Origin of the sequence: Serratia sp. 2C06 (assembly GCF_050037615.1) — a bacterium.
Taxonomy (GTDB): domain Bacteria; phylum Pseudomonadota; class Gammaproteobacteria; order Enterobacterales; family Enterobacteriaceae; genus Serratia; species Serratia ureilytica.
In genome coordinates, this window is record NZ_CP188299.1 from 2,697,866 (window position 1) to 2,722,575 (window position 24,710).

At 59.0% G+C, this 24,710-nt stretch carries 19 protein-coding genes; 9 read left to right on the forward strand and 10 right to left on the reverse strand.

Features of this window, described 5'->3' with window-relative positions; translation table 11 throughout:
• The first annotated feature begins 7 nt into the window (after positions 1 to 7).
• The 4 genes from galS to mglC all read left to right on the forward strand — a co-directional run bounded on the left by galS (position 8) and on the right by mglC (position 4,933).
• Positions 8 to 1,045 (forward strand): HTH-type transcriptional regulator GalS, encoded by a 1,038-nt coding sequence (gene galS / locus ACP3TA_RS13390; protein ID WP_042784038.1) that lies wholly within the window; start codon positions 8 to 10, stop codon positions 1,043 to 1,045.
• A gap of 265 nt (positions 1,046 to 1,310) precedes the next feature.
• Positions 1,311 to 2,303, forward strand: coding sequence for a galactose/glucose ABC transporter substrate-binding protein MglB (mglB, locus tag ACP3TA_RS13395; protein ID WP_033650594.1), 993 nt, complete (start codon positions 1,311 to 1,313; stop codon positions 2,301 to 2,303).
• Between the two features lie 99 nt (positions 2,304 to 2,402).
• Positions 2,403 to 3,911, forward strand: a complete 1,509-nt coding sequence (mglA, locus tag ACP3TA_RS13400; RefSeq protein WP_004938959.1) for a galactose/methyl galactoside ABC transporter ATP-binding protein MglA — start codon at positions 2,403 to 2,405, stop codon at positions 3,909 to 3,911.
• A gap of 11 nt (positions 3,912 to 3,922) precedes the next feature.
• A complete protein-coding gene (mglC, locus tag ACP3TA_RS13405; protein WP_004938953.1) occupies positions 3,923 to 4,933 on the forward strand; it encodes a galactose/methyl galactoside ABC transporter permease MglC in 1,011 nt (336 codons plus the stop codon).
• Positions 4,934 to 5,851: 918 nt separating this feature from the next.
• On the opposite strand, the gene sanA is transcribed toward mglC, so the two are convergent.
• The 8 genes from sanA to metG all read right to left on the reverse strand — a co-directional run bounded on the left by sanA (position 5,852) and on the right by metG (position 15,609).
• Positions 5,852 to 6,595: an outer membrane permeability protein SanA gene (sanA, locus tag ACP3TA_RS13410; protein ID WP_004938948.1), complete on the reverse strand. Its 744-nt coding sequence runs from the start codon at positions 6,593 to 6,595 to the stop codon at positions 5,852 to 5,854.
• 169 nt (positions 6,596 to 6,764) lie between these two features.
• The gene (locus tag ACP3TA_RS13415) at positions 6,765 to 8,462 is read right to left on the reverse strand and encodes an NAD-dependent malic enzyme (protein WP_004938945.1); all 1,698 of its coding nucleotides are present in this window, start codon (positions 8,460 to 8,462) and stop codon (positions 6,765 to 6,767) included.
• A gap of 221 nt (positions 8,463 to 8,683) precedes the next feature.
• Entirely contained in the window at positions 8,684 to 9,568 is an 885-nt protein-coding gene (gene cdd / locus ACP3TA_RS13420) for a cytidine deaminase (protein WP_033642446.1), read from the reverse strand.
• A gap of 137 nt (positions 9,569 to 9,705) precedes the next feature.
• Positions 9,706 to 10,401 carry a CidB/LrgB family autolysis modulator gene (locus ACP3TA_RS13425; RefSeq protein WP_142002158.1) on the reverse strand — a complete coding sequence of 232 codons (696 nt, stop codon included), beginning with the start codon at positions 10,399 to 10,401 and terminating at the stop codon, positions 9,706 to 9,708.
• The gene (locus ACP3TA_RS13430; protein ID WP_033642448.1) at positions 10,398 to 10,805 is read right to left on the reverse strand and encodes a CidA/LrgA family protein; all 408 of its coding nucleotides are present in this window, start codon (positions 10,803 to 10,805) and stop codon (positions 10,398 to 10,400) included. The genes ACP3TA_RS13425 and ACP3TA_RS13430 overlap by 4 nt, the downstream gene beginning before the upstream one ends.
• Before the next feature lie 138 nt (positions 10,806 to 10,943).
• The gene (locus tag ACP3TA_RS13435) at positions 10,944 to 12,158 is read right to left on the reverse strand and encodes an MFS transporter (protein ID WP_426784306.1); all 1,215 of its coding nucleotides are present in this window, start codon (positions 12,156 to 12,158) and stop codon (positions 10,944 to 10,946) included.
• Between the two features lie 131 nt (positions 12,159 to 12,289).
• Positions 12,290 to 13,357, reverse strand: a complete 1,068-nt coding sequence (locus tag ACP3TA_RS13440) for a sugar ABC transporter substrate-binding protein (protein ID WP_047572131.1) — start codon at positions 13,355 to 13,357, stop codon at positions 12,290 to 12,292.
• Positions 13,358 to 13,581: 224 nt separating this feature from the next.
• Positions 13,582 to 15,609: a methionine--tRNA ligase gene (metG, locus tag ACP3TA_RS13445; protein WP_046686707.1), complete on the reverse strand. Its 2,028-nt coding sequence runs from the start codon at positions 15,607 to 15,609 to the stop codon at positions 13,582 to 13,584.
• Between the two features lie 159 nt (positions 15,610 to 15,768).
• Here metG and apbC point away from each other — a divergent pair, with 159 nt between their 5' ends.
• Complete coding sequence (gene apbC / locus ACP3TA_RS13450; protein WP_047572129.1) at positions 15,769 to 16,881, forward strand: iron-sulfur cluster carrier protein ApbC; 1,113 nt, start codon at positions 15,769 to 15,771, stop codon at positions 16,879 to 16,881.
• A gap of 44 nt (positions 16,882 to 16,925) precedes the next feature.
• On the opposite strand, the gene ACP3TA_RS13455 is transcribed toward apbC, so the two are convergent.
• Positions 16,926 to 17,555 carry a phosphatase PAP2 family protein gene (locus tag ACP3TA_RS13455; RefSeq protein WP_033642453.1) on the reverse strand — a complete coding sequence of 210 codons (630 nt, stop codon included), beginning with the start codon at positions 17,553 to 17,555 and terminating at the stop codon, positions 16,926 to 16,928.
• 232 nt (positions 17,556 to 17,787) lie between these two features.
• Here ACP3TA_RS13455 and udk point away from each other — a divergent pair, with 232 nt between their 5' ends.
• The 4 genes from udk to dcuC all read left to right on the forward strand — a co-directional run bounded on the left by udk (position 17,788) and on the right by dcuC (position 22,538).
• Positions 17,788 to 18,429 (forward strand): uridine kinase, encoded by a 642-nt coding sequence (gene udk, locus ACP3TA_RS13460; protein WP_033642454.1) that lies wholly within the window; start codon positions 17,788 to 17,790, stop codon positions 18,427 to 18,429.
• 125 nt (positions 18,430 to 18,554) lie between these two features.
• On the forward strand, positions 18,555 to 19,136 hold the full coding sequence (gene dcd, locus ACP3TA_RS13465; protein WP_019454407.1) for a dCTP deaminase: 582 nt from the start codon (positions 18,555 to 18,557) through the stop codon (positions 19,134 to 19,136).
• 44 nt (positions 19,137 to 19,180) lie between these two features.
• The gene (gene asmA / locus ACP3TA_RS13470; RefSeq protein ID WP_426784307.1) at positions 19,181 to 21,013 is read left to right on the forward strand and encodes an outer membrane assembly protein AsmA; all 1,833 of its coding nucleotides are present in this window, start codon (positions 19,181 to 19,183) and stop codon (positions 21,011 to 21,013) included.
• A 172-nt stretch (positions 21,014 to 21,185) separates the two neighbouring features.
• Entirely contained in the window at positions 21,186 to 22,538 is a 1,353-nt protein-coding gene (gene dcuC / locus ACP3TA_RS13475; protein WP_101453339.1) for an anaerobic C4-dicarboxylate transporter DcuC, read from the forward strand.
• Positions 22,539 to 22,569: 31 nt separating this feature from the next.
• Here the strand turns inward: dcuC and ACP3TA_RS13480 are convergent, their stop codons facing one another.
• Positions 22,570 to 24,153 (reverse strand): TerC family protein, encoded by a 1,584-nt coding sequence (locus tag ACP3TA_RS13480; protein ID WP_033642457.1) that lies wholly within the window; start codon positions 24,151 to 24,153, stop codon positions 22,570 to 22,572.
• Positions 24,154 to 24,710 lie beyond the last annotated feature (557 nt).

Sequence of the window (24,710 nt, forward strand, 5' to 3'; positions counted from 1 at the left end):
ATCCCGCATGCCTCCAGTTCATCCGATCACTATTCGCGACGTGGCGAAACGCGCCGGCGTCTCCGTGGCGACCGTGTCTCGTGTGCTCAATCACAGCGCGCTGACCAGCAAAGAGACGCGCGAACAGGTGCTGCAGGCGGTGGCGGAACTGGGCTACCGCCCCAACGCCAATGCACAGGCGCTGGCGACCCAAAGCAGCGATACGCTGGGCGTGGTGGTGATGGACGTGTCCGATCCGTTCTTCGGCGCGCTGGTGAAAGCGGTAGACACGGTGGCGCAGAAACACCACAAGTATCTGCTGATCGGCAACAGTTATCATCAGGCGGACAAAGAGCGCCATGCGATCGAAGTGCTGATCCGTCAGCGCTGTAACGCCCTGATTGTTCACGCCAAAGCCCTGAGCGACGCCGAACTGATCGGTTTTCTGGAGCAGGTGCCGGGCATGGTGCTGATCAATCGGATTATCCCCGGCTATGAGCCGCGCTGCGTTGGGCTGGACAACGTCAGTGGCGCTGACATGGCGATGCGTCTTCTGCTCTCGCAGGGCCATCGGCGCATCGGTTATCTGGGCTCCAATCACCCGATCGAAGACGGGCCGCTGCGTCAGCAAGGCTATGCGCAGGCGATGGCCGCCGCCGGGCTGGCGACGCCCGACAGCTGGCGCGCGTACGGTTCGCCGGATCTGCAGGGCGGCGAGGCGGCGATGGTCGAGCTGCTGGGGCGCAACTTACAGCTGAGCGCGGTGTTTGCCTACAACGACGCCATGGCCGCCGGCGCCATGGCGGTGCTGAAAGAAAACGGTATCACGGTGCCGCAGCATTTTTCGCTGATCGGCTTCGACGACATTCCCATCGCGCGCTACACCAGCCCCAAACTCACCACGGTGCGTTACCCGATCGTTTCGATGGCCACGTTGGCGACCGAGCTGGCATTACAGGGCGCAGCAGGCCTGGCGGAGCCGCAGGCGAGCCATCTGTTCATGCCGACGCTGGTGCGGCGCCATTCTGTCGCCCCCTGGCAAAGTGAGGCGACGGTCACTCTCTGACGATTTAATCTTGTGTAACCGTTTTCAATCTGTGAGAAAATTCACAGAATATTAACATCACGCCGTCTATGCTCTAGGCGTTTTCAGGCGCAAAGGCCCTTGCCGCTGTAACCGTTTATCTCGCGCTGACACAGCATTTCTCGGAAATAACAAGATCCACGGACGACAGGTGTTGAGTGGAAATCGCCTGGCCTGGGGTGCGCGCACTGCCGGTGACCATTGGCTCAAAGACGAGTAATACCCTACACAGAACCGGAGATTGACAATGAATAAGAAGGTTTTCACCCTGGCCGCCATGGCCGCTGCCATGATGTTTGGCGCCGCAGCCCATGCTGATACCCGTATTGGCGTCACGATTTACAAATACGACGACAACTTCATGTCGGTGGTGCGCAAAGCGATCGAGAAAGACGCCAAGGCTTCACCGGACGTTACCCTGTTGATGAATGACTCGCAGAACGATCAGTCCAAACAGAACGATCAGATCGACGTGCTGCTGGCCAAGGGCGTGAAAGCGCTGGCGATCAACCTGGTCGACCCGGCCGCGGCGCCGGTGGTTATCGATAAGGCGCGCGCAAACGATATCCCGGTGGTGTTCTACAACAAAGAACCTTCCCGCAAAGCGCTGGACAGCTATGACAAGGCGTATTACGTCGGCACCGATTCCAAAGAGTCCGGCGTGATCCAGGGCGAACTGATCGCCAAACACTGGAAAGCCAATCCGGCCTGGGATCTGAACAAAGACGGCCAGATCCAATTCGTGCTGCTGAAGGGCGAGCCGGGCCACCCGGATGCCGAAGCGCGCACCACCTACGTGGTGAAAACGCTGAACGAGAAAGGCATCAAGACCCAACAGCTGCAGTTGGATACCGCGATGTGGGATACCGCGCAGGCGAAAGACAAGATGGACGCCTGGCTCTCCGGCCCGAACGCCAACAAGATCGAAGTGGTGATCGCCAACAACGACGCCATGGCGATGGGCGCGGTGGAAGCGCTGAAAGCGCACAACAAGACCAGTATTCCGGTGTTCGGCGTGGATGCGCTGCCTGAAGCGCTGGCGCTGGTGAAATCCGGTGCGATGGCGGGCACGGTGCTGAACGACGCTGACAATCAGGCGAAGGCCACCTTCGAGCTGGCGAAAAACCTGGCGGCGGGCAAACCGGCCACCGAAGGCACCCAATATAAAATCGAAAATAAAGTCGTGCGTATCCCTTACGTCGGCGTAGATAAAGACAACCTGTCTCAGTTCATTAAATAAGAATTGAGATCCCGCTAAGACCCCGCCTGCGGCGCCAACACCAGGGATACCGCCGGCGGGGATGTTTACGACTGCAAGATCGTTAAGCCAGGTGTATTTATGGCCGATAGCTCACGCGAATTTTTGCTGGAAATGACGGATATTTGTAAGTCATTTCCCGGCGTCAAAGCCTTGGACAATGTCAATTTACGCGTCCGTCCGCACTCCATTCACGCCCTGATGGGGGAGAACGGCGCGGGGAAATCGACGTTGTTGAAATGCCTGTTCGGCATTTACAAAAAAGACAGCGGCAGCATTGTATTTCAGGGCCGGGAAATCGACTTCAAGAGCTCGAAGGAAGCGCTGGAGCACGGCGTTTCCATGGTGCATCAGGAGCTGAACCTGGTGCTGCAGCGCACCGTGATGGACAACATGTGGCTGGGACGCTACCCGACCAAAGGCCTGTTCGTCGATCAGGACAAGATGTTCAAAGACACTCAGGCGATCTTCGACGAGCTGGATATCGACATCAACCCGCGCGAAAAGGTGGGCAACCTGTCGGTGTCGCAGATGCAGATGATCGAGATCGCCAAGGCGTTCTCCTACGACGCCAAAATCGTCATCATGGATGAACCGACCTCCTCGCTGACGGAAAAAGAGGTCAATCACCTGTTCACCATTATCCGCAAGCTGAAAGAACGCGGCTGCGGCATCGTCTATATCTCGCACAAGATGGAAGAGATCTTCCAGCTGTGCGACGAGATAACGGTGCTGCGCGACGGCCAGTGGATCGCCACCCAGCCGCTGGAAGGGCTGGATATGGACAAGATCATCGCCATGATGGTCGGCCGCTCGCTGAGCCAGCGCTTCCCCGACAGGCAAAACACGCCGGGTGAGGTGATCCTCGAGGTGAAAAATCTGACGTCGTTGCGCCAGCCCTCGATCCGCGACGTGTCATTCGATCTGCACCAAGGCGAGATCCTCGGCATCGCCGGGCTGGTGGGCGCCAAACGCACCGATATCGTCGAGACGCTGTTCGGCATTCGCGAAAAGGTGGCGGGCACCATCAAGCTGCACGGCAAAGCGATCGATAACCACAGCGCCAACGAAGCGATTAACCACGGTTTTGCGCTGGTGACCGAAGAACGCCGATCCACCGGGATTTACGCCTACCTCGATGTGGGCTTCAACTCGCTGATCTCCAATATCCGCAATTATAAAAACAAGCTCGGCTTGCTGGATAACGCACGGATGAAGAGCGACACCCAGTGGGTGATCGACGCCATGCGGGTGAAAACACCGGGGCATCACACCCATATCGGCTCGCTGTCCGGCGGCAATCAGCAGAAGGTGATCATCGGCCGCTGGCTGCTGACGCAGCCGGAGATCCTGATGCTGGATGAACCGACGCGCGGCATCGACGTGGGCGCCAAGTTCGAGATTTATCAGCTGATGACCGAACTGGCGAAGAAGGGCAAGGGGATCATTATCGTCTCGTCCGAAATGCCGGAGCTTTTGGGGATCACCGACCGTATTTTGGTGATGAGCAATGGTCAGGTTGCGGGCATCGTTAACACCAAACAGACCTCGCAAAATGAAATCTTACGTCTCGCCTCCCTGCACCTTTAAGGATCGGAATTATGAACGCGCTAAATAAAAAAACCTTATTTACCTATTTCAAGGAAGGCGGCATTTACGTGGTGTTGCTGGTGCTGTTGGCCATCATCATCATTCAGGATCCTACCTTCCTCAGCCTGATGAACCTGAGCAACATCCTGACGCAGTCTTCGGTGCGCATCATCATCGCGCTGGGCGTGGCGGGGCTGATCGTGACTCAGGGCACCGACCTGTCCGCCGGGCGGCAGGTGGGGCTGGCGGCGGTGGTGGCGGCCACGCTGCTGCAATCGATGGATAACGTCAACAAGGTATTCCCGCACATGGAAACCTGGTCGATTCCTCTGGTCATACTGCTGGTGTGTGCGGTCGGCGCGGTGATCGGCCTGGTTAACGGCCTGATTATCGCCTATCTCAACGTAACGCCGTTCATCACCACCTTGGGCACCATGATCATCGTCTACGGCATCAACTCGCTGTATTACGATTCGGTCGGCGCGTCGCCGGTCGCGGGCTTCGATCCGAAGTTTTCCACCTTTGCCCAGGGCTTCTTGCGCTTCGGCGACTTTAAGCTGTCGTACATTACCTTTTATGCGCTGATCGCCATCATATTCGTCTGGATCCTGTGGACCAAGACCCGCTTCGGCAAGAACATCTTCGCCATCGGCGGCAACCCGGAAGCGGCCAAGGTGTCCGGCGTCAACGTGCCGTTGAACCTGATCATGATCTATGCGCTGTCCGGCGTGTTCTACGCCTTCGGCGGCTTGCTGGAAGCGGGGCGCATCGGCAGCGCCACCAACAACCTTGGCTTTATGTATGAGCTGGACGCCATCGCCGCCTGCGTGGTGGGGGGCGTCTCCTTCGCCGGCGGGGTGGGTACGGTGTGGGGCGTGGTGACCGGGGTGATCATCTTTACCGTCATCAACTACGGCCTGACCTATATCGGCATCAACCCGTACTGGCAGTACATCATCAAGGGCAGCATCATCATCTTCGCCGTGGCGTTGGATTCGTTGAAATACGCCAAGAAGAAGTAGTTTTATCGCCCCAACGTAACAAGGCCGGCCTATTGCCTAATGCTGGTCAGTTAGCGTTTTTTTGAAGTACTCGAGTCGTTTTCGGTCGATAAATGAGAGGTGCACCATGAGGCTCCAGCACCTCGACCGAGCCAGGGGCCGAAGGCGCGGCCCCTGGCAACCCGCGCCTTTGCCCTATCAGACGGTTGGCTTTGCCAACGTTACTCAGCCCATCCCTGGGCTTCGCCCCTTCGGGGCCGCTGCAAGCAGCGTTCAAATCTGCTCCAGGCAGATTTGTCCTCTCTCCGCCATAGCGCATTGAGGCCGGTTGCGACAGGCGTCCCTGCCTGTCTCACCTGAAACCGCCGTCCATGGCGGTTTCGCCTAATGCGCTATGCCTGCGTTCGGCGTCTTCAAGGGCGTCCAATACCGTGCTCATCTCCGATTCCTCTTCTCTGCGATAACCTCATAAAGTACGGGTTGCCCGGTAGCTGCCAGCTCGGGTGTTGACCTTAGGCGCGCATCACCGGCTGCCGAGCAAGACGGCGTTGTCAGGGGCAACCGGCCAGGGAAGGCCGGTTGAGGCGAGACTAACAGGGACGTTTGTCGCAGCCGACCCACCCGACAATGCAGACGCGGCGAGGACAAATCTGCCGGGAGCAGATTTGAACGCTGCTTGCAGCGGCCCCGAAGGGGCGAGGCCCAGGGTGGGCCGAGTAATTTCCGCACAGCGGACAGACGGTGTTAAGCGAAGGCGTGGGTGGAGGGGCCGCGCCTTCGGCCCCTCCAATTGCCGTTCATTGTAGTAACAGAGAAATTCGGGGGATTTACGGCAATTCATCCTGCACGTCACGTAAAGAGACTGGATAAAAAATACCAGTCAGGCTTAAGTGATCGGCATTAGGCCTATTTTTCCGGCTTTTTTGGGCGTTTGCTGCGTCAGGGCTGTTTGGCTTTCTGCTTCTCTTCTTTTAGCTTGTGCTCCAGTTCCACCAACTGTTCCGGCGAGACGGCGGGATAACCCTGGGCGTCTTCCGGCACGGTGTGCATGGCGGAGATCGGGATCAGCGGGCCGAGGAAGCGCGGCTCGCGCTTGAGGATGTACAGATCGGTCAGCGCGCCCAGACGGGCGAAGATCTCGCGGGCGCGCACCGTCATCATGTCCTTCGGCGACGGCACCGCGTAACACTGCGCCTGAATGCCCATGTGCAGGGCGATAAACAGCGCGCGCTCGCAGTGGAAGCGCTGGGTGATGATGATGAAATCGTTGGTGTCGAACACCTTGCGGGTGCGCACGATGGAATCTAGGGTGCGGAAGCCGGCGTAATCCAGCACGATATCGCTCGGCGCCACGCCGGCGGCGATCAGATCGCGGCGCATGGTCATCGGTTCGTTATAGCTTTGCTGGGCATTGTCGCCGCTCAGCAGCAGGTATTTCACCTTGCCGCTGTTATAGGCGTTGATCGCTCCCTGAATGCGGTAACGGTAGTACTGGTTGATCACGCCGGTGCGATAATACTTGGCGGTGCCGAGCACTACGCCGACCTGGCGATGCGGCAATTCCTGCAGTTCGTCGTAGACGTAAGGCGCGGTTTTCCAGCTGATCCAGCGATCGAGCGCAATAGCCGAGCCCATCAACACCGCAATGATGATGAACAGGCTGATTATCAGGCGTTTCCACATGTTGTTGCCTTACGCGCGCCGGGCTGAAAAAGATGGATCAAGGCTACTTTACCTGACCGACCGACGCAAGACGCGAACCGCCTGAAGCACGCGCGTCGCCGCATTTTTCGGCGGTTTTGCCGCACAAAAAAGCCCGGCGGAGCCGGGCCGGGTCATTTCAGCGCGTCAATCAGAACGAGGTGCGCTTATAGCTGCGGTACTGCGGCCGCCAGAAGTTGTGCTCGATGGCTTTCGACAGTGCGTCTTCGGAGGTGACGATCGCCACACCCTGCAGCTGCGCCGCTTTGCCCACTTCCATGGCGATGCACTTGGATACGCCCTGAATATCGTCGATATTCGGCAGCAGCGCGCCGTGGCCGTCGGTCGCCAGCGGCGAACAATCCGCCAGCGCGCGGCTGGCGGCCATCAGCATGGCGTCGGTGACGCGGGTGGCGCCGGAGGCCAGCACGCCCAAACCGATGCCCGGGAAGATGTAGGAGTTGTTGCACTGAGCAATCGGGTACAGCTGCTCTTTGTAGCTTACCGGCGCGAACGGGCTGCCGGTCGCGACCAGGGCGGCGCCGTCGGTCCAGTTAATGATGTCTTCCGGACGGGCTTCCACGCGCGAGGTTGGGTTGGACAGCGGCATCACGATAGGGCGTTCGCAGTGCTTGTGCATCTCGCGGATCAGCTCTTCGGTAAACAGCCCTGGCTGGCCGGAAACGCCGATCAGAATGGTCGGCTTGGCGTTGCGCACCACGTCCAGCAGCGAGATGGCGTCGCTGGCGGTTTCCCAACCGGCCAGGTTGTCGCTCTTCTGCACCAGCTTGCTCTGGAAGTCGAGCAGGTTCGGCAGTTTGTCGGTCAGCAGGCCGAAACGGTCAACCATGAATACGCGGGCGCGCGCTTCGTCTTCGCTCAACCCCTCGGACTTCATCTGCGCGATGATCTGCTCGGCGATGCCGCAGCCGGCGGAACCGGCGCCGAGGAAGGTGACGGTCTGATCGCGCAGCTGGCTGCCGGCGGCGCGGCTGGCGGCGATCAGGCTGCCGAGGGTGACCGCGGCGGTGCCCTGGATGTCGTCGTTAAAGCAGCAGATCTCGTCGCGGTAGCGGTTCAGCAGCGGGGTGGCGTTGTTCTGCGCGAAGTCTTCGAACTGCAGCAGCACGTTCGGCCAGCGGCGTTTGACCGCCTGAATAAACTCTTCGACGAAGGCGTGGTATTCCTCGCCGGAGATGCGCGGATGGCGCCAGCCCATGTACAGCGGATCGTTGAGGCGCTGCGGGTTGTTGGTGCCGACGTCCAACACTACCGGCAGGGTATAGGCCGGACTGATGCCGCCGCAGGCGGTATACAGCGACAGCTTGCCGATTGGAATGCCCATGCCGCCGATGCCCTGGTCGCCCAGGCCGAGAATGCGTTCGCCGTCGGTCACCACGATCACCTTGACGTTCTGCTTGGTGGCGTTTTGCAGCATGTCATCGATGCGATCGCGGTTCGGGTAGGAGATGAACAGCCCGCGCGCGCGGCGGTAGATATCGGAGAAGTGCTCACAGGCCTCGCCGACGGTCGGGGTGTAGATGATTGGCATCATCTCGCTCAGGTGCGAGTCCAGCAGGCGATAGAACAGGGTTTCGTTGGTGTCCTGGATGTTGCGCAGGTAGATGTGCTTATCGTTATCGTTCTTGAAATCCTGATACTGACGGTAGGCGCGTTCCACCTGTTCTTCGATGGTCTCCACCGCTTCCGGCAGCAGGCCGTGCAGGTTGAAGTGGCTACGTTCTTCCTCGGTGAAAGCGCTGCCTTTGTTCAGCAGCGGAAATTCCAGCAGAATCGGGCCGGCGTAAGGGATGTAGAGCGGGCGTTTGCTTTCGTATTCTAGTTCCATCAGTTTTACTCTTCACGTATCAGATAACTGTATTGCCGACGATCCTAAAAGATAAAGAGAAGATGTACAGCATTTGTTGCCCGATGATGAACCAGGTTGGCGTAATTATCGACAATCAAATGATTTTTTAACTAAAGAAAGTGTCTCTGGCGGCGTCGGGGCATTGTATTTGGCGGGCGGTGCTGTTAGCGGCGGAACCGAATGGCTCCGCCGTCGTGCGCTTAGAAGGCGGCGCGGCTGACGTTTTGGCAACCCAGCGCCGCCAGAGTGACGCGGGTGGCATCCCACTGGCTGATGCTCGCGTCCTGCGGTTCGGCCAGGACGGCGCGACGGATAGCCCGGCAGTCGCCGCCGGAGAGGTTCAGCAGGATCAGCGCGGCCTGCAGCGGCGGCAGGCTCGGGTTAAAAGCGGCGTTTTCCGCATAGCGGCCGGCGTAGATATTGCCGTCTGCCGTTTCCAGCGCCACGCCGCTGTGGGCGTTGCTGTACGGCGCGTGGCTCCGGTTGGCCGCCGCCAGCGCCGCTTGCGTCAGCGCATCGTTCAGCGGCAGTTGATGCCCGTGATTGACCTCGTCCATCAGCAGTGAAGCGACATCCAGATCTTTCGGGCCGAAGGCGTCCGGCAGATAGTCCGCCAGCGTGGCCGGCGCGCGGCCAGGCAAACGGATTTGCAGCGCGCCGCCGCTGTTCAGCTCATTCATAAACTGGCGGCAGTGGCCGCACGGCGTATAGTTGACGGTGATCGAGGCCAGCGCTTTTTCGCCGCGCAGCCAGGCGTGAGTCACTGCGCTTTGTTCCGCATGTACGGATTGCTGCAGCGGCGCGCCGCTGAATTCCATATTGGCGCCGAAATAGAGATTGCCGCTTTGCCCGCGCGCGATGGCGCCGACGTGGAAATGCGATATCGGGGTTAACGAGCAGGCCGCCGCCAGCGGCAGCAGCGCGAATGCCAGCGCGTCATCGTCCAACCCGCAACCTGAGCGGATCGCCGCCGCTTGCTCGGCCGTGAACATCGCCGGAAAGTCGGACGCGTCCAGATAGGGCTGCAGGGCGGATTGCAGTGTCGCGGGCAGTGCGCTGAAAGCGGTGTGAAAACGCGGATGCATGGAAGGTCTCTCTACAGGTTAACGGGATCACATTCTAGGCAGGCCAGAGACATTAAAGTGTGATCAATATCTCTTAAATGATGAAATCGATGCAATAAAAGGCGTAAATGCGAGATGTATCGCAAGTTTCACCCTGATCAACCGAACAGATGCAACAGCACCGGAAACACAAATGGCGCCAGCAGCGAGGTGATGATGCCGCAGATCACCAGCGCCAGCGAGCCGAAGGCGCCCTCCTGATAGTCTATCTCCGCGCAGCGCGCGGTGCCCAGCGCGTGGGAAGCCGTGCCCATCGCCAGGCCACGCGCCGAGGGGGTCGTGATTTTCAACAGGTTGAACAGCGTGTGGCCGAACACGGCGCCGAGGATGCCGACGAAAATAACGCAAACCGCGCTGATCGCCGGAATGCCGCCGAGCGAGTCCGCGACGGCCATCGCGATCGGCGTAGTGACCGATTTCGGCAAGATAGAGGCGGCGATTTCCGGCGTGGCGCCCAACCACAGGGCGATGGCGCCGCCGCTGATCATGGCGGTCAGGCTGCCGATGAAGCACACCGTGATAATTGACTTCCAGCGTGCGCGGATTTGGTGCAACTGCTCATACAGCGGGAAGGCCAGCGCGACGACCGCCGGCTGCAGCAGATCGTTGAGGATCCTGCTGCCCTGGAAGTAGCGCTCATAGGAAATGCCGCTGAGCAGCAGCAGCGGGATGATCACCGCCATGGAAACCAGCAGCGGATTGAGCAGCGGCATGTTCAACTTGCGCGCCAGCCAGCGCGCGGCGAAATAGACCGCCAGCGTCAGCGGCAGCGACCACCAGATTTCGTGGATCATGAGTTGCCCTCCGTGTCGTCGGGCTTGCCGGCAATGCGGCGCTCGCGGTGAAAATAGTGTGAGGTATAGCCGACCACCACCAGCACCATCAGCGTGCTGATCAGGCAAGAAATGACCAGCGGGCCCAGATGCGCGACGATCTGGTCGTAATATTTCATCACGCCGACGCCGATCGGTACGAACAGCAGCACCATGTAGCGGATCAGCAAATGACAGCCGGGTTTAACCCATTTGGCCGGCAGGATCTGGGTGGAGAGCAGCGCGAACAGCAAGAGCATGCCGATGATGCTGCCGGGAATGGCGAACGGCAGCAGCGCCGCCACTGCGTTGCCGACGAACAGACACAGGTAGATGAGGAGCAGGGCCCTGAGGTATTTCCAGCACAGTGTGAGCACGTTGGCCATTGTCTTTTCCCGTTTAACCGATGAATTCATCATACAATTAAACTGTGAGCCACGCCACAGATCGCACTATGAATTCTCGCTATGCCTGCCATGCGCGATCGGCGGGTTGACATCCTGCTTTGAGAGTTGCAGGCAGGGTCAGCGCGCGTCTTCGGCCGTTGCCGCAGAACGTTCCGCCAAACGATGGCCGAGGCAGAAAAACAGCAGGCTGAGCAGCGCGGCGACGATCAGCATCACGAACATCAACGGCGGCGCGGCGTAGCTGAGCAACATCCCGCTCAGTATCGGGTTGATCGCGCCGCCCAGCGCGCTGAGGTTCTGTACGCCATAGTAGCTGCCTTTCAGGTGCGGCGGCGCGATAAAGTCGATAAACATGTATTCCACCGGAATGACGATGATCTCGCCGAGGGTAAACACCGCCATCGCCGCCAGCCATAGCCAGACCGCCTGGCCGGCCATCATAAAACCGAGCAGCCCGACGATGAAAAACAGCGTGCCCAGCGCCAGCCAGCGCAGCATATTTTCCTGGCGCATGCCGCGGCTGAGCAGGTATTGCAGGGCGATGACGATACCGGCGTTGACGATCATCACCAACCCGATGATTTTGTAGGCGAACTCGGCGCTGGAGACGGTGATCAGGTACTGCGACAAATAACCCGTGAACTGGCCGAACACCACCGCGCCCAGCGTGCTGCCGAGGGTGAAGTAGATCAGCCGCCGATCGCTGCGCAAGATGGCCAGCGTTTGGCGGAAATTGGCCAGCGCGGCCGGTGCGGCGGCGGTTGGCGCCGGGCGCTGTTCACCACCGCGCAAGCGCAGGCTCAGCGCCGCCACCGTCGCCAGCGCCAGGCCGCCTGACAGGTAGAACGGCAGCAGCGGACTCAGCCCGGCCACCAGAACGCCGAGCGCAGAGCCGATCGCCCAGCCGACGTTGACCAGCGTGTAGTTGATTGAGAAAGCCTTGATGCGCTGCTCGACCGGCAGCCAGTCGGCGAAGCAGGCCTTAATGGTGATGCTCAGCACCGAATAACAGGTATGCAGGATCGCCAGCACCACGATCACGGCGCCGGGACGCGGGATCCAGGGAATGGCGAAGAAACTCAGCGCGAACAATAAAATCGACAGCAGGATCAGGCGGTTTTTGCTGAATTTGTCCACCAGATAGCCGCCGTACAGGCTGGCGATGATGCCGAGGGTGAGGCTGACGCCCAGGATCACGCCCACGCTTTTCGGCAACAGCTGGAAGTGCTCGGTGAGGTAGATGGTGATGAACGGCAGCGTGACGCCGCGGCCGATGGTCAACACCAGCGAACTGGCCAGCAGTACGTTGATCAGCGAGGGGAATCCCTTCATTTGAAACCTGTTTATGCATACAGTTATTGGGCGATGCAGATAACATAGCGCATTTTGGCGGGGACGGAAGGGGGCTGCCGATATTTATCTGAAAAACAGAGGCTGCGTCGGCAGCCTCGTGAAAAACAGCATTATTTACCGTGTTCGGCCTGCAGCGTGGCGAACCACGGCTGAACGAAATCGCTGCTGCTGCCCCAGCCGGGGATGATCTTCGCCAGGCCGGCGACGTTGACCGGCCCCGGCTGCGCCAGCAGCAGCGCCTGCGGAATGACCGCCGCTTTGAACTGATAGTTGTCCGGCGTGCTTTCCCCGGCGATCTTGTTGGCCACCAGGCGCAGGTTGACCGCGCCGATCAGCTTCGGATCCACCGCCACGCTGACCTGCCACGGGCTGCCGGCCTCGCGCATCAGCTGTAAATCCTGATTGGAGATATCGATGCTGTACAGCTTGATTTCGGTGCGGCCGTTCTCTTTCAACGCCTTGTAAGCCCCTTGGGTAAAGGCGTCCCAGGTGCCCCAGATGGCGTCGATCTTGCCTTTCGGGTATTTCGCCAGCACCGCGCCCACCTTGTTGGCGGTATCGCCCTGCACGTCGGATGAGACCGCGCCGATCGATTCCAGCTCATGAATGCCCGGATGCTGTTTCAGCAACTGCTGATAAGCGGCCTGACGGCGCTCCATCGGCGGGAAGCCGGCCACCCACAGCTTGACAATATTGGCCTGGCCGTTGAAATCCTTCACCAGTTGGCCGAAGGAGGCATTGGCCAGTGAAGCGTCGTCCTGCTGCGAGACGGTGACGCCGGGAACGCTGCCGCTGACGTCGGTATCGAAAGCCGCGACGGCGATGCCGGCCGCCGCGATGCGCTTGACCAGGTCGGTGGAATAGGGGGCTCGCCCCTGCGAGAGAATGATGCCGTCATATTTCTGGCTGATAGCCTGATTGACGAAGTCCTGGAAGCGCGCGTCGTCGCCATTGCTGAGGAAGGTATCCACCTTAAAGCCCAGCTTGCGCCCTTCCTGAATGGCGCCCGCCAAAAATTGCGTGGTGTTGTCGTCGGATCCGAGGTTGCGGATCACCGCGATGCGCACCGGCCCCTGATGCTGAGCGATGGCGGCGGGTACGGTGGCGTTTTCCGCCGCCTGCAGCGGCAGGGCGGACAACAGACTGAGGGCGAGCAGCGAAGTCTTGAGGTTTTTCATTATTATAGGCTCCAAAAAAGCAGGGAAACGATCCCGGTGAAGGTCTGTTATAGCAGTCTTTCTGTCTGGACGTCTATTTTGGGTTTCGGAGCATCATAGCCGGATGCGGCGGGCAGGGGAATCAGGGCGGTTATGACTTTTTCTTCATGCTTATAACGTGGGGGTTGGGGCAATAAAAAAGGGCCGAGCAAGCTCGACCCTCCCTACGCCGCGCATCTGTGCGATTACTTGACCTGCATGCCAGGCTGCGCGCCGCTGTCCGGGCTCAGCAGGAAGATCTCTTTCCCGCCAGGGCCTGCCGCCATCACCATGCCTTCTGACACGCCGAAGCGCATTTTACGCGGCGCCAGGTTGGCGACCATGATGGTCAGACGGCCTTCCAGCGCTTTCGGGTCCGGGTAAGCGGAGCGAATGCCGGAGAAGATTTGGCGCGATTCGCCGCCCAGATCCAGCTGCAGCTTCAGCAGCTTGTCGGAGCCCTCGACAAAGTCGGCGCTCTTGATCAGGGCGATACGCATGTCGACCTTGGCGAAGTCGTCGAAGGTGATGGTTTCCTGGATCGGATCGTCAGCCAGCGGGCCGGTCACCGGCTTGGCGGCGGCCATGTCTTCTTTCGAGGCGCTGACCATCTCGTTGACCTTGTCCAGATCGATGCGGTTGAACAGCGCTTTGAACGCGTTCACCTGATGGCCCAGCAGCGGCTGCGGGATCGCGTCCCAGCTCAGCTCGGCGTTGAGGAACGCTTCGGCGCGTTCGGTCAGCGAAGGCAGCACCGGCTTAAGGTAAGTCATCAGCACGCGGAACAGGTTGATGCCCATCGAGCAGATGGCCTGCAGATCGGCGTCGCGGCCTTCTTCCTTCGCCACCACCCACGGCGCCTGCTCATCCACATAGCGGTTGGCCAGATCGGCCAGCGCCATGATTTCGCGGATTGCGCGGCTGAACTCGCGGGCGGCGTAGGCTTCGGCGATGCTCTGTGCCGCGTCGACGAAGGTCTGGTACAGCGCCGGATCGGCCAGGGTGTCGGCCAGCTTGCCGCCGAAGCGCTTGTTGATAAAGCCGGCGTTGCGCGAAGCCAGGTTCACCACCTTGTTGACGATGTCGGCGTTGACGCGCTGCACGAAGTCTTCCAGATTGAGATCGATGTCGTCAATGCGTGAAGAGAGCTTGGCGGCGTAGTAATAGCGCAGGCAGTCGGCGTCGAGGTGCTGCAGGTAGGTGCCGGCCTTGATGAAGGTGCCGCGCGACTTGGACATCTTGGCGCCGTTCACCGTCACGTAACCGTGCACGAACAGGTTGCTCGGTTTGCGGAACTGGCTGCCTTCCAGCATCGCCGGCCAGAACAGGCTGTGGAAGTAGACGATGTCCTTGCCGATAAAGTGGTACAGCTCGGTGGTGGAGTCTTTGCGCCAGAACTCGTCGAAGTCCAGATCGCCGCGCTTGTCGCACAGGTTCTTGAAGGAGCCCATGTAGCCGATCGGCGCGTCCAGCCAGACGTAGAAGTATTTGCCAGGCGCATCCGGGATTTCGAAGCCGAAGTAAGGCGCATCGCGGGAGATGTCCCACTGCTGCAGGCCGGATTCGAACCACTCCTGCATCTTGTTAGCCACCTGCTCCTGCAGCGCGCCGGAGCGCGTCCACGCCTGCAGCATTTCGCTGAAGGCCGGCAGGTCGAAGAAGAAGTGCTCGGAGTCGCGCATCACCGGCGTCGCGCCGGAAACTACGGACTTCGGATCGATCAGTTCCGTCGGGCTGTAGGTGGCGCCGCACACTTCGCAGTTGTCGCCGTACTGATCCGGCGATTTGCATTTCGGGCAGGTGCCCTTCACGAAACGATCCGGCAGGAACATGCCTTTCTCCGGATCGTACAGCTGAGAAATGGTGCGGTTCTTGATAAACCCGTTTTCTTTCAAGCGGCTGTAAATCAGGGTGGACAGCTCACGGTTTTCATCGCTATGGGTCGAATGATAGTTGTCATAGCTGATGCCAAAGCCGGCGAAATCCTGTTGGTGCTCCTGGCTCATCTCCGCGATCATTTCTTCCGGTTTAACGCCCAGTTGCTGCGCTTTCAGCATGATCGGCGTGCCGTGCGCGTCGTCCGCGCAGATGAAATGCACTTCGTGGCCGCGCATTCGTTGGTAACGCACCCAGATATCCGCCTGGATGTGCTCGAGCATGTGGCCGAGATGGATGGAACCATTTGCGTACGGTAGCGCGCACGTCACCAATAATTTTTTCGCGACTTGAGCCATAGTGAGAACTTGCTTTCTGTAATGAATAAAAGGGCCTTCGATGTTAACCGATCGCGCCCTTCGCTGCTAGGGCGGTTTCTTACAGGTTATACGCGCCAGCCGCCGCGCAGTTCTGGTATGCTTAGCCGGAAGCTACCCATTCAAAATCAAGGAGCCGGGATGAACGCAAAATCCCCTGAGCAGACCAACCCCGAAGTTCTGCGCGCCCTGGTGACCGGTGTACTGGCCGCCTTTGAACACCCGACGTTGAAAAACAACCTGACCGCATTGAAGGCTATCCATCACTGCGCGTTGCTGGACGATGTACTGCATATCGAACTGACGATGCCCTTTGCCTGGCAGAGCGGTTTTGAAGCGCTGCAGGCGAGCGTCGGCCCCGAACTGCTGCGCGTGACCGGCGCCGGCGCCATCGATTGGAAGCTGAAACACGATATCACGACGCTGAAGCGTGCCAACGGCCAAGCCGGGATCAAAGGCGTGCGCAACATCATCGCCGTCAGCTCCGGCAAAGGCGGAGTGGGGAAATCCAGCACCGCCGTCAACCTGGCGCTGGCGCTGGCCGCCGAAGGGGCCAAGGTCGGCATTCTGGACGCCGACATTTACGGCCCGTCGATCCCCAATATGCTGGGCACCGAACATGAGCGGCCGACCTCGCCGGACGGGCAGCACATGGCGCCGATCATGGCGCACGGGCTGGCGACCAACTCCATCGGTTATCTGGTGACCGACGACAACGCCATGGTGTGGCGCGGCCCCATGGCCAGCAAGGCGCTGATGCAGTTGCTGCAGGATACGCTGTGGCCGGATCTGGATTACCTGGTGCTGGACATGCCGCCGGGCACCGGTGACATCCAACTGACGCTGTCGCAGAACATTCCGGTGACCGGCGCGCTGGTGGTCACCACACCGCAGGATATCGCCTTGCTGGATGCCGCCAAAGGCATCGTAATGTTCGAGAAAGTGCATGTGCCGGTATTGGGCATTGTCGAGAACATGAGCGTGCATATCTGCAGCAACTGCGGCCACCATGAGCCGATCTTCGGTACCGGCGGCGCCGAGAAGCTGGTGCAGAAATATAACAGCCGTCTGCTGGGGCAGATGCCGCTGCATATCTCGCTGCGTGAAGATCTGGATCGCGGTACGCCGACGGTGATCAGCCGCCCGGAGAGCGAATTCGCCGAGAGGTATCGCCAGCTCGCCGGCCGCGTGGCCGCGCAGATGTATTGGCAGGGTGAAGCGATCCCGACGGAGATTGCGTTCCGCGCGCTGTAATCTGTTTGCGGCAGTGAAAGAACCCGGCTTAACGCCGGGTTTTTTTATGGGGTACGGGTAGGCTTGTGCAGGTCGGCACGGATATAAGGGCGTTCGATCTGCGCCAGCGTTTTGGCGATATGTTCCAGCAATCCCTGGGTGGGGGCCGGCTGCCGCTGCCCCATCAGCGCCAACGGCAAGGCCAGCGCAATGGCCAAATGCGACCAGGCAAGCTGTGGTCGCGCTTTCCCTCGTTGCAGCCATAAAAACAGTGCGCTGGCCAGGTAGCCTAAAATCAGTCCGCTGATGACCTCGGATACCGAATGCACGCGGATTTCCAGGCGCGACACGCCGATGGTGAAAGGCAATATCCACCCGGTCAACAACGCGATGCTGCGCACTGGATGGGAAAATCGACCGGTTAAAGCCCAAAGCAGCGGCGGCCAGATGCTCGCGGCGAGGGCCGAATGGCCGCTGAATCCAGTGAAGTCATAACTTGCGCTACCAATGCCCCAGCCCATAAAGGCCAACTTGGACAGGCAGACCAGCCCGCCGGTGAAACCGAAGATCAGCGCCCATTGCCAGCCTGCCGCGCGAGTGGCGGGAAACACGATCAGCAACAAAAACAGAATCAGCGCGCAGGGCAGCAGCAGCATGCTGTCGCCGAAAAAAGTCAAAAAATACCAATCCAGCACATCACTCTCCGATGAAAGACTACGGGGTCCCTAAGTCAGCGCAGGAGTGTAACCTGTTGCGGGGCATTGCCCTAGCCGTGAGATTCTTAAAATGTCATATCGCCGGTACGGCGCGATAGCCTGAATTCGCCCGCCGTCGCGCAATATACAGTGGCGCAAACCCCGACGACTCCCTATAATTGTCGCGTTTTAGTTCCCTCCCTTCACATTACGAAATCAGGTCTTTAATTTTATGACTGACAATCCGCATCAGTGCGTCATTATTGGTATAGCTGGCGCATCTGCCTCCGGAAAAAGCCTTATTGCCAGCACGTTGTACCGCGAACTCCGCGAGCAGGTCGGCGATGAGCACATCGGCGTTATTCCAGAAGACAGTTACTATAAAGACCAGAGTCACCTGACCATGGAAGAACGGGTCAAAACCAACTATGACCACCCGAGCGCCATGGATCACAACCTGCTGTTCCAGCATTTGCAGATGCTGAAGGCCGGCAAAGCGATCGAACTGCCGCTGTACAGCTACACCGAGCACACGCGCAAGAAAGAAACCGTCCACCTGAAACCTAAAAAAGTCATTATTCTGGAAGGGATCTTGCTGCTGACGGATATCCGCTTGCGCCAGGAGATGAATTTCTCGATCTTCGTCGACACGCCGCTGGATATCTGCCTGATGCGCCGCATGAAGCGCGATGTCAACGAGCGCGGCCGCTCGATGGATTCGGTGATGGCGCAATACCAGAAGACCGTGCGCCCGATGTTCCTGCAGTTTATCGAACCTTCCAAACAATACGCCGATATCATCGTCCCGCGCGGCGGCAAAAACCGCATCGCGATCGATATTCTGAAAGCCAAAATCAGCCAATTCTTTGAATAATGCCGCTTAATGGCCGGAAATGTGTATTTCCGGCCGGCGGCCAACTATTTGCACCCCGGCGTAGACCTTTCGCCCGTTGTGTGGCAATTTTTGTTTAGTTACGCGTTTTGATGGAGAAGAGAGACATGAGACTGTGCGACCGCGATATAGAAGCCTGGCTGGATAGCGAGAAACTGGTGATTTCCCCACGTCCGCCGCTCGAACGCATCAACGGGGCCACAGTAGATGTCCGTTTGGGCAACCAGTTCCGCGTATTCAGCGGCCATACCGCGCCTTTTATCGATCTCAGCGGGCCGAAAGACGAAGTCAGCGCTGCGTTGGATCGCGTGATGAGCGACGAGATTGTCCTGCCGGAAGGCGAGGCGTTTTTCCTTCATCCCGGCGAGCTGGCCCTGGCGGTGACGTTCGAATCCGTGACGCTGCCGGACGATCTGGTGGGGTGGCTCGACGGCCGTTCTTCTCTGGCGCGCCTCGGGTTGATGGTGCACGTCACTGCGCACCGTATCGATCCGGGCTGGCACGGACGCATCGTGCTGGAATTTTACAACTCCGGCAAGCTGCCGCTGGCGCTGCGGCCGGGCATGCTGATCGGGGCCTTGAGCTTTGAACCGTTGTCCGGCCCGGCGGCCCGGCCATACAACAGCCGGCAGGACGCAAAATATCGCGATCAGCAGGGCGCAGTAGCCAGTCGAATCGACAAGGACTAACGGCGCGGGATGCACCGTCGGTGTGGCGCTGACAAGAGGGTGGCATGAGAAGATTACTGACGACATTGGCGATTTTACTGGTGGTTGTGGTGGCGGGGATGTCCGCGCTGGTACTGCTGGTCAATCCGAATGATTTTCGCGGTTACATGGTCAAAAAGGTCGAGCAGAAGAGCGGCTATCAGCTGACGCTCGAAGGCGACCTGCGCTGGCATATCTGGCCGCAGCTCAGCATTTTGGCCGGGCGCATGACGCTGACCGCGCCGGGCGCGAAAGCGCCGGTAGTGAGCGCGGAAAATATGCGCCTCGATGTCAAACTGTTGCCTCTGCTGTCGCATCAGCTGTTTGTGAAACAGGTGATGCTGAAAAACGCCGTCATTCTCCTCACGCCCGATAGCGAAGAGCATTCGCAGATGGATGCCCCGATCGCGCCGGCCGGCACTGGCACAGACGCGGCAGATGCAGCCTGGAAGTTCGATATCGATAATCTGCGGGTCGTGGACAGTCTGCTGATTTGGCAGCGCGCCGACAATGAGCAAATTAATGTCCGGAATATCAATCTCACCCTGCAACAAACGCAGACGCGACAGGCGCAGCTGGAACTTTCCAGCCGGGTCAATCGCGATCAGCGCGACCTGACTTTCAGCATGGCGGCCGATGTCGACTTGCAGCAGTTCCCTCGCCAGATTGGCGCCAAAGTCACCCAGTTCAATTATCAACTGGCGGGTGCGGATATTCCGAACGGCGGTATTCAGGGAGAGGGCAATGCGCAGGTGGTCTATCAGCAGACGCCGGCGCAGATTGCCGTCAGCCAGCTGAGCGTCAGTGCCAATAACAGCCAATTGACCGGCGATATCAGCGCCACGCTGGGGGCGGTGCCCGGCTATGTGGTGAACCTCAATTCGGCTAACCTCGATCTCGATGCGCTCTCCGGCTGGCAATCCAGCACCAATACCGCCGAACAACCCGCTGTGACTTCCGCGCCGGTGATCGCCAGCCAGGTTGACGATCGGCAGCAGAATTTAGAGGCGCTGCGCGATTTCAATGCGCAGTTGAATCTGCAGGCCGCGCAGTTGACCTATCGCGGTATGAACGTCACTCAGTTGGCCGTCGTGGCGGACAACCAACGCGGACTGCTGACGCTGCATAAACTCGCCGGACAATTGGCCGGCGGTGATTTCTCCTTGCCGGGCTCGCTGGACGCGCGCGGCAATAAACCGGTGATCAGCGTGCAGCCGGCGCTGAACCAGGTTGAACTGGGCACGGTGCTCAAAGCCTTCGACATGCCGCAGATGTTGACCGGCAAATTCAGCATGAAAGGGGATTTGACCGGCGATCGCCTCTCTTCACAGTCATTTGAGCGCCGCTGGCGCGGTACGGCGCAGCTGGCGATGCAGGATGCGCAGCTGCATGGCCTGAACATTCAGCAGCTGATCCAGCAGGCTGTGGCGCGCAACGATAACAGCGTGCGCGGGCAAGACAGCTATCAGCGTTATACCGAGGTCAAAAACGTCTCGGCGCAGGCCAGTCTGAATCAGGGCACGATCAAGCTCAGCGGTCTGACGGCGGATTCTCCTTTGCTGGCGCTGACCGGCGCCGGCAGCATCGATATGCCGGGCAAACAGTGCGATATGGCGCTTAACGTGCGCGTCACCGGCGGATGGCAAGGGCGCGGCGAGCTGATCGAGCAACTGCAAAAAACGCCGATCCCGCTGCGGGTCTATGGGCCGTGGCAACAGCTCAACTATCAACTGCAGGTCGATCAGGTGTTGCGTAAAACGCTGCAGGATCGGGCTAAAGATGCGCTGAACAAATGGGCTGAAAAGAACAAGGATTCGCGCGAAGGTCAGGATCTGAAAAAGCTGCTCGACAAGCTGTAATCCCTCCGATGCGGGCCACAGTGTGGCCCGCGTCAATATCGAGGTTCCCGCGATAATTTCTCTCCGTTACCTTGATGAAGGTCATGAAGACCTCTGCTCAGTTTGTGCAGAGTAAGGGCCAGTTTTGCTATTACTGTGCGCTTGAGCGCGAAAAATGACGAGTTGAGGAAACATGATAGAGCTCCTTATTGGCGCCGCGGTCGCGGCGGGCGTGGGCCGTTACATTATCAAGGGATATTCCGCTACCGGCGTCTTGTTGGTGGGAGGGTTGCTGCTGCTCGGCATCAGCGCCCTGATGGGGAAAACGCTGTTGCCGTCAGGCGCCGCCTCAACCGGCTGGCGCGCGACCGACATGATCGAATACGTCAAGATTTTGCTGATGAGCCGCGGCGGCGATCTCGGCATGATGATCATGATGCTGTGCGGCTTTGCCGCCTACATGACGCATATCGGCGCCAACGACGTGGTGGTCAAGCTGGCCTCACGCCCGTTGCAGATGATCAATTCGCCTTATCTGCTGATGGTGGCGGCGTATTTTGTCGCTTGCCTGATGTCGCTGGCGGTCTCTTCCGCCACTGGCCTCGGCGTGCTGCTGATGGCGACGCTGTTCCCGTTGATGGTGAACGTGGGCATCAGCCGCGGCGCGGCGGCTGCCATTTGCGCTTCGCCGGCGGCGATTATTCTGGCACCGACCTCCGGCGACGTGGTGCTGGCGGCCAAAGCGGCGGAGATGCCGCTGGTGGACTTCGCGTTCAAAACCACGCTGCCTATCTCGATTGCCGCCATTGTCTGCATGGCTGTGGCGCATTTTTTCTGGCAGCGTTATCTCGACAGAAAGAACAATGAACAGCATCACATCATGGACGTCAGCGAAATCAAAACCCATGCGCCGGGATTTTACGCGATATTGCCGTTTACACCGATCCTCGGCGTGCTGATTTTCGACGGCAAATGGGGACCTGAGCTGCACATCATTACCGTGCTGGTGGGGTGCATACTGTTGGCGGCATTGATTGAGTTCGTGCGCAGTTTCAGCGCGAAACAGGTATTCAGCGGCCTGGAAGTGGCTTATCGCGGCATGGCGGACGCATTCGCCAGCGTGGTCATGCTGTTGGTGGCCGCCGGGGTCTTCGCGCAAGGGTTGAGCACTGTCGGCTTTATCAGCGGGTTGATCGGGCTGGCGCAGTCGTTCGGCACCGGCGGTTTGATCATGATGTTGGTGCTGGTGGTGATCACCATGCTGGCGGCCATGACCACCGGCTCCGGCAATGCGCCGTTCTATGCGTTTGTCGAACTGATCCCGAAACTGGCGGCTCAAATGGGCGTTAACCCGGCTTATCTGGTGATCCCGATGCTGCAGGCGTCTAATCTCGGCCGCACGCTGTCGCCGGTCTCCGGCGTGGTGGTGGCGGTCTCCGGCATGGCGAAAATCTCACCGTTCGACGTGGTGAAGCGCACTTCGGTGCCGGTGATTGTCGGGCTGGTGGTGGTGATCGTGGCGACGGAGTTGCTGGTTCCCCAGTAAAACCAAGGCCGGGCAATGCCCGGCCTCAATGTTAAACCTCGTAGTCCTCCGGTGGGGGAGGCGGGGTGATCTTCACTTTCAGGATACGGTGGCTGTTGACCTCCAACGGCTCAAACAGGTAGTCACCGATCGTGATTTGTTCGCCTTCTTGCGGCACGCGCTGGCTGTGTTCCATCAGCAGCCCCGCCAGCGTGTGGTATTCACGCTTTTCTTCCAGCGGCATCGGCAGGTACAACACCAGATCTTCCAGCGGCATATAGCCGTTGGCGGTCCAACTGCCATCCTCGTTTTGCTGAATGTCGTGGCGTGCATCCACCTCTTCGCCGGCCTCCGGCAGGTTGCCGGCGATGGTTTCCATCACGTCCGTCAGGGTGACGATGCCTTCGACGGAACCGAACTCATCGACCACAAACGCAAAGTGCGTCTGTGCCTGGCGGAATTGCTCAAGGGCGCTCAACAGTGTGAGCTGCTCCGGGAAGATCAACGGTTGGCGTATCAGCGCGCGCAGATCCAGCGGCGCCTGCGCCAGCTGCTGTTTGAGGACGTCGATAGTGTGGATAACGCCCAACGGCTCATCGCTGGCGCTGCTTTCTACCACCACGATGCGCGTGTGTTGATTGCGCTCCAGCAATTGCGTCAGCTTCTCCTGCGGATCGTTCAGCTCAAGGTATTCGACGTCGTGACGCGAGGTCATGATGCTGCTGACCGTGCGCTGCGCCATGCCCAGCACGCGTTCGATCATGCGCCGCTCTTGCTGATTGAAGATCTCGCCGTTTTCGCTGTCGCTGTCGGCCAGCAGATTGGCGGAATGACTGTCGACCTCGGCTTCTTCATGTTTGCCGCTCAGCATGCGCAGCACCGCCTCGGCGGTACGCTCGCGCAGCGGCCGCACCTTCGACAGGAAACGACGGCGGTTGAACTGCGCCAGTTGGTTCAATGCTTCGATCATCACCGAGAAGCCGATCGCCGCGTAGAGATAGCCTTTCGGAATGTGGTAGCCGAAGCCCTCCGCCACCAGGCTGAAACCGATCATCAGCAGGAAGCTCAGGCACAGAATGACGATAGTCGGGTGAGCGTTGACGAAGCGCGTCAGCGGTTTGCTGGCCAGTAGCATCAGGCCGATGGCGATACAGACCGCGATCATCATCACCGCCAGGTGGTCGACCATGCCGACCGCGGTGATCACCGAGTCGAGCGAGAAGACGGCATCCAGCACCACGATCTGCGCCACCACCGGCCAGAAACGCGCGCCTTTGCGTGTGCCATGCTGCTCTTCATCCTTGCCCTCCAGCCGCTCGTTCAGCTCCATGGTGGCTTTGAACAGCAGGAATATGCCGCCGACCAGCATGATCAGATCGCGGCCGCTGAAGGGGTGTTCTGCGACGATGAACATCGGTTTGGTCAGCGTCGCCAGCCACGAGATGGAGGCGAGCAACGCCAGACGCATCACCAGCGCCAGCAACAGACCGACGACACGAGCCTTATCTCTTTGTTGTTTTGGTAGTTTATCCGCCAGAATGGCGATGAAGACAAGGTTGTCTATACCCAGAACGATTTCCAGCACGACCAATGTGGCCAGGCCGGCCCAAATTGTTGGATCAGCGATCCATTCCATACGCCCAATTTCACCTGTAAGTTCTACGGCTTATGCCGCACGGGAATGATGGGCGCTGAGGCGGCAAAATTCAACTCTAATCCGGGGAGATGGTTGGAAACAGGTTATTTAGGTAGAAAAAACACCTAATAATTCAAAGCACATTCAGGTGTACTTGGCATCACGGAGAAACTGTGTATGAGAACGCTAACTGGGTTGTTCATAAAAGACACATGCTTTAAAATTCAATAATATCAACGTATTGAAATAGGCTTCTTATGTTATTATTTGCATAGCTCCAGCGCGTTAGTAGTCTTATTCTGAAAACACCTAGCCACGGGTATCTAAGGCTTGTATCAGCAAGTCAATAGTATAAGAATCTTAGCCATATAAGCGAAGATAACTCGCGTTTTTTGGTTATAAGGGCATAGATTCTCGTTGTTCTTCAAGCTGCGAAATACCAACGTGTGATGCGAGCTCTTTGTCATGCACAGAAGCGTGCTTAGCGTTCATTGGATTGCGTGCAGGAATTTTTCATAACAGCGTTTTGGCAGCTATAAGCCAAGGGCGGTAGCGTG

Bases quoted from the DNA above. Each gene is read 5' to 3' on its own strand.
- mglA (WP_004938959.1), top strand. From the start codon at position 2,403: ATGGCCGATAGCTCACGCGAATTTTTGCTGGAAATGACGGATATTTGT.
- metG (WP_046686707.1), bottom strand. From the start codon at position 15,609: ATGGCTCAAGTCGCGAAAAAATTATTGGTGACGTGCGCGCTACCGTAC.
- udk (WP_033642454.1), top strand. From the start codon at position 17,788: ATGACTGACAATCCGCATCAGTGCGTCATTATTGGTATAGCTGGCGCA.
- ACP3TA_RS13435 (WP_426784306.1), bottom strand. From the start codon at position 12,158: ATGAAGGGATTCCCCTCGCTGATCAACGTACTGCTGGCCAGTTCGCTG.
- ACP3TA_RS13415 (WP_004938945.1), bottom strand. From the start codon at position 8,462: ATGGAACTAGAATACGAAAGCAAACGCCCGCTCTACATCCCTTACGCC.
- asmA (WP_426784307.1), top strand. From the start codon at position 19,181: ATGAGAAGATTACTGACGACATTGGCGATTTTACTGGTGGTTGTGGTG.
- ACP3TA_RS13440 (WP_047572131.1), bottom strand. From the start codon at position 13,357: ATGAAAAACCTCAAGACTTCGCTGCTCGCCCTCAGTCTGTTGTCCGCC.
- apbC (WP_047572129.1), top strand. From the start codon at position 15,769: ATGAACGCAAAATCCCCTGAGCAGACCAACCCCGAAGTTCTGCGCGCC.
- ACP3TA_RS13425 (WP_142002158.1), bottom strand. From the start codon at position 10,401: ATGATCCACGAAATCTGGTGGTCGCTGCCGCTGACGCTGGCGGTCTAT.
- mglB (WP_033650594.1), top strand. From the start codon at position 1,311: ATGAATAAGAAGGTTTTCACCCTGGCCGCCATGGCCGCTGCCATGATG.
- cdd (WP_033642446.1), bottom strand. From the start codon at position 9,568: ATGCATCCGCGTTTTCACACCGCTTTCAGCGCACTGCCCGCGACACTG.
- ACP3TA_RS13430 (WP_033642448.1), bottom strand. From the start codon at position 10,805: ATGGCCAACGTGCTCACACTGTGCTGGAAATACCTCAGGGCCCTGCTC.
- mglC (WP_004938953.1), top strand. From the start codon at position 3,923: ATGAACGCGCTAAATAAAAAAACCTTATTTACCTATTTCAAGGAAGGC.
- sanA (WP_004938948.1), bottom strand. From the start codon at position 6,595: ATGTGGAAACGCCTGATAATCAGCCTGTTCATCATCATTGCGGTGTTG.
- galS (WP_042784038.1), top strand. From the start codon at position 8: ATGCCTCCAGTTCATCCGATCACTATTCGCGACGTGGCGAAACGCGCC.
- dcd (WP_019454407.1), top strand. From the start codon at position 18,555: ATGAGACTGTGCGACCGCGATATAGAAGCCTGGCTGGATAGCGAGAAA.
- dcuC (WP_101453339.1), top strand. From the start codon at position 21,186: ATGATAGAGCTCCTTATTGGCGCCGCGGTCGCGGCGGGCGTGGGCCGT.
- ACP3TA_RS13480 (WP_033642457.1), bottom strand. From the start codon at position 24,153: ATGGAATGGATCGCTGATCCAACAATTTGGGCCGGCCTGGCCACATTG.